The sequence below is a fragment of the Mesorhizobium sp. M5C.F.Ca.IN.020.29.1.1 genome, assembly GCF_003997375.1.
GTDB classification, from domain to species: domain Bacteria; phylum Pseudomonadota; class Alphaproteobacteria; order Rhizobiales; family Rhizobiaceae; genus Mesorhizobium; species Mesorhizobium wenxiniae.
Genome location: NZ_RZSW01000682.1, coordinates 1 through 2,729, shown reverse-complemented (window position 1 = coordinate 2,729; position 2,729 = coordinate 1). Strand labels below are relative to the sequence as shown.

Below are 2,729 nucleotides of genomic sequence, written 5' to 3'. Positions count from 1 at the left end.
TCATCGTTCACGACCTCATCGACGCTGCGCACCAACCGCGAAGCCGCCCCTCCCGCGCGAGCGGGTCGTTCAGTCTGAACGTTCATGAGCCTCGGTTCGGTGAAGGTCGGCTTTTACGGACAGACAGCCTCAGGAATGACCGGATTGGGGTCAATTCTTCCGGTCTGCGAACCGGAAGGTCGCGCCATTTCCGAACGCTCACACGGCTTCTCCACAGCGGCCGCTCACGATGAACCGGAATCAGGCTAGAGCAAACTTCCGCAGCCGTGCGCGGTGTTCACAACGTCATTCGGCCGCCGTTTGGACGGCAGACACACTGGCCGCCAGTCAGGAGGAATCACCGCCTGCAGCATCATAGGCGCGCTTCTTGTGCTAAGGTTTACGATCTCGTCTGGTGCAGCAAACCGTGAACATACAGGCTTCGGTCAGCGCTCGCCGTCAATTCCGTGGATCATCGTGGGCGTTGGCCTCGGGCTTGCCCTCTATTTCATCCAGGGAGCGCCTTCCACGAACCCGATGGTGATCCTGAACGCCTATGCTCAGGTGTTTGCCGTTTCCGTCGCCGAGGTGCTCGTATGCTGGGCGTTGTTGGGCGGCGTTCTGACGGGCGCTTTCGGCTCCTCGCGCTGGGCCTCGGTGACGGGCGCAGCACTCGTTGCAAGTCTGCTCTTCGGTATCTATCACTTCGCCCACAGTCCCCCGTTCAACTCGATCGGCATGGTAGTGCTGCTCACCGCCATAGGCCTCCTGACGAGCGCATTCTTCTTCACCTCGCGAGACATCTACGCGACGATCGCCTTTCACAATTTCCTGGGCGTGTACGGCGTGGTGCAGGCTCTTGCCGCGACCGACAAGCTCGGCGGTTTCACGGTGCCGCAAATACCGCTTCTTGCCACGGCTGTCGCCTCTCTCGTCGTTCTGATCGGCTCTGACGTCCTGATTGTCCGCCGGCCGCAGCTGCAGCAGGCGGGCACTGTACGGTGATGGCCGCATGAGTCGGGCACTGACTGCAGGGGCAGTCTATTTCGCCGCCATATTCGCGGTCGGCTTCGGACTTGGTGTTGTGCGTACGATGCTTCTGGAGCCGGCGCTGGGACCGGTTCTGGCGGTGGGTGTGGAGCTGCCGGTGATCCTCGCTACCGCCTGGGCGATCTGCAGGCGCATCCTGGCCAGATGGCCGATGCGGCTTACGGGTGCGGCAATTATGGGAGCAATAGCTTTCGCTCTGCTGCTTCTGACAGAAGCCGCAATCTCTCTTGTGTCGGGCCGCAGCATTGCAGAGCACTTGGCCCTTTATGCCCGACCTGCCGATCAGCTCGGCCTTGCAGGCCAGATCGCATTCGCTCTTCTTCCGTTGGTACAGACGAGACGCGCCGCCCGGCAGAATCGCTGAGCACGCTGAGACCCCACAGGGATGGCGGAGGTGCAATCGATCGGCGATCCACAAAATGCTCTTAACTCTACTGACGGACGAAGCCCAAGCGCCCGAAAACCTCGAACCGCGTCCGCCTCTTGACCCCGATCAAAGTGGGCTCAGCTTCAAGCTCCTATATTGACTGACGGTATTCACTCGCAAGGAGTCGATCATGGCCGGTGCACGCGAGACGCAGATCCATGGGCATGTGAGTAAGGGCTTTGAGCCCGTGATGGATGCCTTCCGCGACAACTTCGTCTCCAGGGGAGAACTCGGGGGCGCCTGCTGCATCTATCTCCACGGCGAGAAAGTCGTCGATGTCTGGGGTGGCGTCAGGAACAAGGGAACCGGTGGACCCTGGCTGGAGGACACGATGGTTCTGGTCCATTCGGCGACCAAAGGGTTCGCCGCCATGACGCTGGCGCTGGCACATTCGCGCGGCTGGCTCGATTATGACGAGCGCGTCGCGACCTACTGGCCGGAATTCGCCGCCAACGGCAAGGCGGACATCACGGTGCGGCAGCTACTTGCCCATCAGGCGGGGCTATTCGCCTTCGAGGCAACAGTCGACAAAGTTGTGGTCGCGGACCTGGATAGACTGGCTCATGTGCTTGCCAACGAGAAGCCGGCCTATCCGGCCGGAGTGCGGCAGGCCTACCACGCGCTCAGCCTGGGCTTCTATCAGGGCGAGCTGCTGCGCCGCATCGACCCCCGGCACCGCAGCCTCGGCCAATTCTTCCAGGACGAGATCGCAACGCCACTGGGCGCCGACTTCTACATCCTTCTTCCGGAAACGATTCCGAACTCGCGGCTTGCGCACCTCACTCAGGCGGGCATGCTGAAGATGATCTTCAGCATGCCCTTCCCGATGACGCTCGCGATCTTCAACCGCAAGTCGGAGATCTATCGCGCGCTGTTGACCAATCCGGGTGCCGGCATCGTGATTGACGAGCGAACGGTATATGCCCGGAACTTGGAGGTTCCCTCGGGTGGCGGTGTCGGCAATGCGCGCGGCATGGCGCGGGTCTATAGCGCCTTCGCATCGGGCGGTGCCGAGCTGGGACTGCGCAGGGTCACGCTTGAGGCACTGAAGGCGCCGGCGCTGCCGTCGGCCAATGGCTTTTACGACGACGGCATCAGAGCCGAGGCGCAGTTTTCGTTGGGATTCATGAAGTCATCGCGAGAGTGGCCGGTGGGCAGCCCGAGCGCATTCGGCGCGCCAGGCGCCGGCGGCTCACTCGCATTCGCCGACCCTGAGACGGGCATCGCCTTCGCTTACGTTACCAACCGGATGAGCGCCAAGATGCTCAGCAGC

At 62.1% G+C, this 2,729-nt stretch carries 3 protein-coding genes; all 3 read left to right on the top strand.

Annotated elements, in window-relative coordinates:
- The first annotated feature begins 456 nt into the window (after positions 1-456).
- Entirely contained in the window at positions 457-984 is a 528-nt protein-coding gene (locus EOA85_RS32010; RefSeq protein ID WP_127212397.1) for a CPBP family glutamic-type intramembrane protease, read from the top strand.
- A gap of 7 nt (positions 985-991) precedes the next feature.
- Positions 992-1,393 carry a hypothetical protein gene (locus tag EOA85_RS32005; RefSeq protein ID WP_127212396.1) on the top strand — a complete coding sequence of 134 codons (402 nt, stop codon included), beginning with the start codon at positions 992-994 and terminating at the stop codon, positions 1,391-1,393.
- Between the two features lie 193 nt (positions 1,394-1,586).
- Positions 1,587-2,729, top strand: a 1,143-nt coding sequence (locus tag EOA85_RS32000; protein ID WP_164760019.1) for a serine hydrolase domain-containing protein, incomplete at its 3' end; no start/stop codon positions are given.

Coding starts and splice junctions, on each gene's coding strand:
- EOA85_RS32005 (WP_127212396.1), top strand. CDS start 992: ATGAGTCGGGCACTGACTGCAGGGGCAGTCTATTTCGCCGCCATATTC.